This is a genomic window from Streptomyces sp. NPDC101393, from assembly GCF_044767385.1.
Taxonomy (GTDB): Bacteria; Actinomycetota; Actinomycetes; order Streptomycetales; family Streptomycetaceae; genus Streptomyces.
The window spans coordinates 701,162-708,241 of the sequence record NZ_JBIWNU010000005.1 but is presented as its reverse complement, the minus strand read 5'-3'; the positions used below and the strand labels follow the sequence as shown (position 1 = coordinate 708,241).

Sequence of the window (7,080 nt, the reverse complement as noted above, 5' to 3'; positions counted from 1 at the left end):
TGAAGCCACCGCCCGAGCGGTTGTCGTCACGACGGTCGAAGGAACGGCCACCACCGGAACGGTCATCCCGACGGTCACGGTTGAAACCGCCACCCGAGCGGTTGTCGTCACGACGGTCGAAGGAACGGCCACCACCGGAACGGTCATCCCGACGGTCACGGTTGAAGCCACCGCCCGAGCGGTTGTCGTCACGACGGTCGAAGGAACGGCCACCACCGGAACGGTCATCCCGACGGTCACGGTTGAAACCGCCACCCGACCGGTTGTCGTCACGACGGTCGTCGCGACGGTCCCGGCGGTCGAAGTTGCCCCGGTCGTCACGGCGCTCGTACGAGGAGGAGGGGCGGCGCTCGTCCGGAGCGGCCTGGGCCTGAGCCGGCACCGCGGCCTCGGTCGCCTCGGCGGCGGCCTCGACGGTCTCGGTGGCAGCGGCGGCGATCGCCTCGGCCGGGTCCTCGCCGCGCTCGCGGGCGGCACGGGCGGTCAGCCGGTCCGCTTCCTCGCGCAGTTCGGTGGCACGGCGCTGCAGGCGCTCCAGCTCGCGGGTCAGGTCCTGCACCTCGCGCTCGGCCTGCTTGGCCGAATTGTTGGCCGAATCGGCCTGCACCTCGGTGAGCGACCGCGCACCGGTGATCCGCGCGACGTCGTCGTCGAAGACACCGGCGCCGCCGACGATGTGGCGCGAGGCGTCCACGCCCGCGTCCTCCATCAGGCGGAAGATCTGCCGGCGCTGGTGCGGCAGCGACAGCGAGACGACCGTGCCGGACTGGCCGGCGCGGGCGGTACGGCCCGAGCGGTGCAGGTAGTCCTTGTGGTCACCGGCCGGGTCGACGTTCAGGACCAGGTCGATGCCGTCGACGTGAATACCGCGGGCGGCGACGTCGGTCGCGACGAGCGCGTTGACGTAGCCGTCCTTGAAGTCGGCGAGGACGCGGGTACGGGCGCCCTGCGTCATGCCGCCGTGCAGCGCGTCCGCCTTCACGCCGGACTCGACGAGCTGCTCGGCGATACGGTCGGCGCCCAGCTGCGTGCGGACGAAGATGATCGTGCGGCCCTTGCGGGCGGCGATCGCGGCCGTGACCGGCGCCTTGTCCTTCGGCTTCACGACGAGGACGTGGTGCGTCATGGTCGTGACGTTGCCCTGGGCGGAGTCGACCTCGTGGGTGACCGGGTTGGTCAGGTAGCGCTTGACCAGGGTGCCGATCTCGTTCTCCATGGTGGCGGAGAAGAGCATGCGCTGGCCGCCGCCGGGGATCTGGTCGAGCAGCTCGGTGACCTCGGGCAGGAAGCCCAGGTCGGACATCTGGTCGGCCTCGTCGAGGACCGCGACCTGGACGTTCTCCAGGGAGCAGGCGCCACGGTTGATGATGTCGCGCAGTCGGCCCGGGGTGGCGACGAGGACGTCGACACCGCGCTCCAGGGCGTAGATCTGGTTGCCCATGGACGTACCGCCGCAGACGACCTTCATCTTCAGGCCGAGCACGTCGCCGTACGGCTGCAGCGCGTCCGCGACCTGCATCGCGAGCTCACGGGTCGGGGTGAGGATGATCGCGCGGGGCTTCTTCTTCTCGGTGTTGCCGCCGGCCAGCGTGGCCAGGGTCGGCAGACCGAAGGAGAGGGTCTTGCCGGAGCCGGTACGGCCGCGGCCGAGGATGTCCTTGCCGGCCAGGGCGTCCGGGATGGTCGCGGCCTGGATCGGGAAGGGGGTGGTGACGCCGTTCTGGGCCAGCTTGCGGACGATGCCCTCGGGCAGTCCGAGGGAGGCGAAGGTGACGGTGGGCTCGGCGGGCTCGGTGGCCTCTGCCGCCTCGGTCACCGGCGCGATGTCGGTCGTCTCGGTCGACTCGACCGCCACGGCGGTGTCGGTCGTCTCGACCGGCTCGCCGACCTGGGTAGCCGCCTGCTCTTCGGCTGCGGGCATGACGGACTGCTCAGTGGAAATTGACATGCGAAATGCGAAACCTTCCGGAGTCTCGGCACGCGCCCAAACTCCGTGTGTTTCACAAAGACCGCCTCTATGCGGTCAGCCACGGCAAGGGAGAGAACGCGCCACGCGGCGCGCTTCTTTTCTGGCGCCGGGCAAATGGGATCAAACGATCTACCACCATACGCACTCCGCACCCCGGAAGGCAAATGGGGATCCCGCCGCCCTCCCCGGCCCCGTTGCCGGTCCGCCTCCCGTCGCCCCGCCCGATGCCCGTGCACCGGCCTCACCTGCGGAAATGCCATCGCGAGGCGGGAGCGGGAAGCCGGGTCGGGAGGGGGCCGGGAAGCGCCGTGCGCAGTTCAGGACGTGCGGCTCAGGACACGCGGCTCAGGACTCCACGGAGTCGGAGGGCACCATCATCGGGGACCCGTAGGACAGCGGCGACCTCGGCCCGTTCGACGTCAGGGGCGACACCGGCGCCGACGGAGCCGGGCCGGACGCGTGTGACGTCGGCGGCGGGCTGCTCGGCGGCGTCGGAGACGCGGGCGGCTGCGTGGGGGTCGGGGAAGGCGGCGGGGTCGACGGCCGGCCCGGCGGCGGGGTCGGCACCGCAGGTCCCGGGTGCCCGCCGTGGCCTCCCGTGCCGCCGTGCCCCGCCCCGGCGCCCGGCACCGGTCCGGACGGCTTCACCGGCTGCGAGGGCGTCGCCGGCCCCGACGCCGCAGGGGTCGCGCCGTCCGCGGACTTGCCCTCCCGCGCGCCGCCGTGCGCCGGGCGCCCGTCGGCAGGCCGCCCCATCCGCCGCGGTCCGGCGCCCTGACCGTCCGATGTCACCCCGTCGGGCCCGGATCCGGTCTTCCCGTCACCGTGCCGGGCCGCGCTGCCGGACGGCTTCGGCTGCTCCGGGTCGCTCACGCTCATGCAGCCGGCCAGCGAAGCGGCCAGTGCCGAAACGGCCACCGCGGCGGCCGCGACCCGCGTCATCGCACGACCACCGGACGCGGTCCTCGGGGACGCGGAAGCGGCCAGGGGTTCGACGGCCGCGGAGGCCGCCAGGGGGCCGCCGGCACCACCGGAGCCGGCGGGCCGCGCCGAAGGCGGCAGCGGAACAGGAACGGATGACGAGGACAGCGAGGACGGCGAGGACGGTGAGGACGGCGCGGGGGACTCGGGCCGGGACGGGGGTGAAGGACGGAATGGGATCGGGCGCACGGGCGGGACCTCCGGATCCGGAGCGCTGGGGCGGCGGCGACGAACGCCCTGCCCAACTCCCGCCCCCCGCTTGAGGACACGCGCACCGGGCACCCGATCGACCACACCCCGCGCGGGCGCGCCGCGGCCCTGCCGCCGGCCGGCCCTCCGCCGATCCGCCCGCGCCGGTCAGCCGTAACCGAGCGCGTGCAGCCGCTCGTCGTCGATCCCGAAGTGGTGCGCGATCTCATGAACGACCGTCACCTCGGTCTCGGCGACGACGTCCTCGCGGGTGGCGCACATCCGCAGCGTCGGCCCGCGGTAGATCGTGATCCGGTCGGGCAGCACGCCCGCGTACCACTCCCCGCGGTCGGTCAGCGGTGTCCCTTCGTACAGCCCGAGCAGGTCGGGGTCCGCGGCCTCGGGTTCGTCCTCGACGAACACCGCCACGTTGTCCATCAACCGGGTCAGCTCCGGCGGGATCCGGTCCAGCGCCTGGGCGACCAGTTCCTCGAACTCCTCGCGCGTCATTTCCAGCACACCCCCATTCTCCGCTACCGGGCCCCGGATGCGGAGATCGCGTACGCAATCCCGGCGCGGCCCGCCCTCCCGGCCGACCGGAGCCGGCCGCTCCCCGCTTAACGGGCGCCACCGCGGGGCATATCGGACCAATGGCCCGCGTCGCGCGCTCCCGGAGAAGGACCACCGACACCCCTGGAAACCCCCTGCTCCGACGGCTCGGCGCCGCGTTCTCCGGCGCAGCCGCCTGGCCCGGCGCCGTCCGCCGCCACTACCGCTCCCGCCATACGGCCCCCACCGTCGCGCTCGCCCAGCCGGCGCACCCGTATGCGCGCGCGCTCGGCCTGCTCGCCGTCACCGTCCTCGGCGCCTGGCTGGGACTGCTCGTCATAGGGAGCATCCACGCCCCCGTCGGCCCGATGGACACCAGCATGGCGCTGCGCCCCTCCCTGGCGGGCGGCACCCGGATCAATGTCCCGCCGCTCGGCGCCCTGGAACTCAGCAGCCATGACGCGCCCGTACGGCTCGATGTCGACGTCGACCGGCTGGATCCGGTCCGCTCCCAGGCGCTGGTCGACCACCCCGAACGCTTCGCGGGACTCCAGGCCCAGGTCACCCACGACGTCACCCGCGGCAGCGCCGACCTCGCCCTGCACTCCTGCGTCGCGGTGATCTCCGGCGCCACCGCGCTGGGCCTGGCGGTCTACCGCCGGCCGCGCCGCGCGCTGGCCGCCGGCGGCCTGGCGCTCGCCCTGCTCGCCGCCTCCGGGGGCGCGGCGTACGCCACCTGGAACCCGCAGTCCGTCCTGGAGCCGAAGTTCTCCGGACTGCTCTCCTCGGCCCCGTCCGTGGTCGGCAACGCCCGCAACATCGTCAGCGAATTCAACGTCTACCAGCAGGAGTTGGCCCGCCTGGTGACGAACGTCACCAAACTCTACGACGCCACCTCCAGCCTGCCCACCTACCAGCCGGACCCCACCACCATCCGCGCGCTGCACGTCTCCGACATCCACCTCAACCCCGGCAGCTGGCGGATCATCGCCTCGCTCGTGAAGCAGTACCGGATCAACGTGATCATCGATACCGGCGACACCATGGACCACGGCTCGGACGCCGAGAACCACTTCCTGGACCCCGTCTCCACCCTCGGCGCCCCGTACGTCTGGGTCCGCGGCAATCACGACTCGCACAGCACCCAGACCTATCTGACCGGGCGCAAGAACGTCACCGTCCTCGACAACGGCAAGGCCGCCCACGTCGCCGGACTGCGGATCGCGGGCGTCGGCGACCCGCAGTTCACCCCGGACCGTTCGGTGGTGCCGTCCGGGGACGCCGAGGAGCGCACGGCGGGCGGGCGGCTCGCCGACTCGCTGCGCACCCAGCGCCTGGCCGGCACCCCGGTGGACATCGCGCTCGCCCACAACCCCACCGCGGCGACCGAGGCCGACGGCCTGGCCCCGCTGGCGCTCGCCGGGCACATCCACCACCGCGAGAACGCCACGCTCCCCCGCGGCACCCGGCTGATGGTCGAGGGCTCCACGGGCGGCGGCGGATTGCGTGCGGTGCAGAACAAGAAGCCCGAGCAGGTGCAGGCGTCGGTGCTCTATCTGGACCGCAGGACCAAACGGCTCCAGGCCTGGGACGAGATCACGCTCGGCGGGCTCGGCCTGTCCCGCGCCGAGGTCAGCCGCCACCTCCCGCGGGAGAACCAGCCGGGCGCGAAGCCCTCCCCGTCCGGCTCCCCTCACCCGACCGGACCGTCGTTGGGCCCGTCGCCGGACTCGCCCTCCGGCCCCTCGTCGGGCCGCCCTTCGCGCCCGGCCAGGGTCCCTTCCGGCAGCCCCCGGTAAACCGTTTTGGCGAACGGTCCTCCCATCCCATATGCTTCTCACGTCCCCGACGGCGCCGGTAACGACGCCAAGGTGGCCACCAGCCCTCATCGTCTAGTGGCCCAGGACGCCGCCCTTTCAAGGCGGTAGCACGGGTTCGAATCCCGTTGGGGGCACGCATTACCGTGTGCGAGACTGTTCACGCCGTTTCGCACAATGCAAGGTCCTGTGGAGCAGTTTGGAGTGCTCGCCACCCTGTCAAGGTGGAGGCCGCGGGTTCAAATCCCGTCAGGACCGCTGCGGCTGGGTAGCTCAGTTGGTACGAGCGATCGCCTGAAAAGCGATAGGTCGCCGGTTCGACCCCGGCCCCAGCCACACCCTTTGGGAGAAGGCCCCGATCCAGTGGATCGGGGCCTTCTTCGTGCTGCGGGCCCTCGGCGGCCGGAGGTCAGGTCGCCGCCGCGTGGGCCGGGGCCACCTCGCGGCCACCCGGATGGCGGTGCCGCCAGCCCCAGAAGACCGCGCAGGACAGCAACGCCCAGGCCGCCAGCACCAGAAACGGAAAGGCGTGCTGGTGACCGCCGAAGTAGACGGCGGTGTGCTGGGCGTTGACCGAGGCGCCCGGGGGCAGCCAGCGACCGATGTGACCGAGCGCGGACGGCAGCAGCGGCCAGGAAACCGCGCCGCCCGAGGACGGGTTGCCCAGCAGGACCATCAGCCCCCAGGTGGGGATCATCGCCCAGCGGCCCATCAGGGTGTTGAACATCGTGAAGACCATGCCGGAGGTGAACATCGTCAGCGCCAGGATCAGCCAGGACTCCACGAACGGCAGGTCCAGCGCCCCCAGCCACCAGTCCACGACGGCGGCGATGGCGAAGCCGCCGAGCAGGGCGTAGACGGCGGTGAAGGCGATCCGCTCCGCCGGGTTGAGGGCGCGGGCGTGCACGCTCAGCTGGATCGCGCCGACGAAGCCGATGATGACGGCGGCCAGCGAGATGTAGAAGAGGGCGAGCCCGCGGGGGTCGCCCGGGTGAAGCGGCTTGATGTCCCGGATCCGGACGTCCACGCCGACCGCCTGGCCGACCTTCTCGCCCGATTCGGCCAGCAACTGCGCCACGGTGGCGCCCGAGGCGCCCGACACGTCCAGTTCCACCCCCTTGCCGCGGGCCCGCAGGATGGCGAACTCCTCCTGCTCGTCGACGGCCTTCCGGGCCTCGGCGTAGGTGGCGTACTCGGTCAGCTGGAGCGAGGCGTTCAGCGCTTTCTCCATCCCCGCGGCGAACGCCTTCTCCTGCGGGGCGTCCGGGGAGCCGATCACGGCGGTCGGGACATGGCGCGGGGTCGGGTTGGCCATGGTGTAGGTGTACGAGCCGGCGAACAGGCCGGCGGCCGCGGCGAGGATGAAGACCAGCACGAGCGCGGGGAGGAACGGCGAAGCCTTGAAGGCCGCCCATTTCTCCGCGCCGGTCAGCGGCCGTCCGTGGGCCCCGTGGAGTTCCGGTGCGCGCTCCTGTTCCGCGGCGCTTCCTTGTTCGTGCTCCGGCCGGTGTTCCGGTTCGTGCCCCTGTTCGCCGGGTTGATCAGACATAGGGCCACGCTAAGGCACCCATGCCG

General features: G+C 72.3%; 4 protein-coding genes and 3 tRNA genes. 4 read left to right on the top strand and 3 right to left on the bottom strand.

Translation table 11 applies throughout. From position 1 onward, the window contains the following. Positions 1–1,948, bottom strand: a 1,948-nt coding sequence (locus tag ACIRQ7_RS19775) for a DEAD/DEAH box helicase (protein ID WP_404263865.1), incomplete at its 3' end; no start/stop codon positions are given. 1,359 nt (positions 1,949–3,307) lie between these two features. Further along, positions 3,308–3,658 (bottom strand): metallopeptidase family protein, encoded by a 351-nt coding sequence (locus ACIRQ7_RS19770; RefSeq protein WP_401463882.1) that lies wholly within the window; start codon positions 3,656–3,658, stop codon positions 3,308–3,310. Between the two features lie 131 nt (positions 3,659–3,789). On the opposite strand from ACIRQ7_RS19770, the gene ACIRQ7_RS19765 reads away from it, so the two are divergent. From ACIRQ7_RS19765 to ACIRQ7_RS19750, 4 genes are all read left to right on the top strand, one after another. Continuing rightward, on the top strand, positions 3,790–5,487 hold the full coding sequence (locus ACIRQ7_RS19765) for a metallophosphoesterase (RefSeq protein WP_404263863.1): 1,698 nt from the start codon (positions 3,790–3,792) through the stop codon (positions 5,485–5,487). 82 nt (positions 5,488–5,569) lie between these two features. After that, positions 5,570–5,642 (top strand) — tRNA-Glu (locus ACIRQ7_RS19760). A 46-nt stretch (positions 5,643–5,688) separates the two neighbouring features. Further along, positions 5,689–5,763: transfer RNA gene (locus tag ACIRQ7_RS19755), tRNA-Asp, on the top strand. Between the two features lie 4 nt (positions 5,764–5,767). After that, positions 5,768–5,841 (top strand) — tRNA-Phe (locus ACIRQ7_RS19750). A gap of 73 nt (positions 5,842–5,914) precedes the next feature. On the opposite strand, the gene ACIRQ7_RS19745 is transcribed toward ACIRQ7_RS19750, so the two are convergent. Further along, the gene (locus ACIRQ7_RS19745) at positions 5,915–7,054 is read right to left on the bottom strand and encodes an ABC transporter permease (RefSeq protein WP_404263861.1); all 1,140 of its coding nucleotides are present in this window, start codon (positions 7,052–7,054) and stop codon (positions 5,915–5,917) included. Between the last annotated feature and the right edge of the window lie 26 nt (positions 7,055–7,080).

Excerpts from the sequence above, each read along its gene's own strand:
- ACIRQ7_RS19765 (WP_404263863.1), top strand. The coding sequence starts at position 3,790 with ATGGCCCGCGTCGCGCGCTCCCGGAGAAGGACCACCGACACCCCTGGA.
- ACIRQ7_RS19745 (WP_404263861.1), bottom strand. The coding sequence starts at position 7,054 with ATGTCTGATCAACCCGGCGAACAGGGGCACGAACCGGAACACCGGCCG.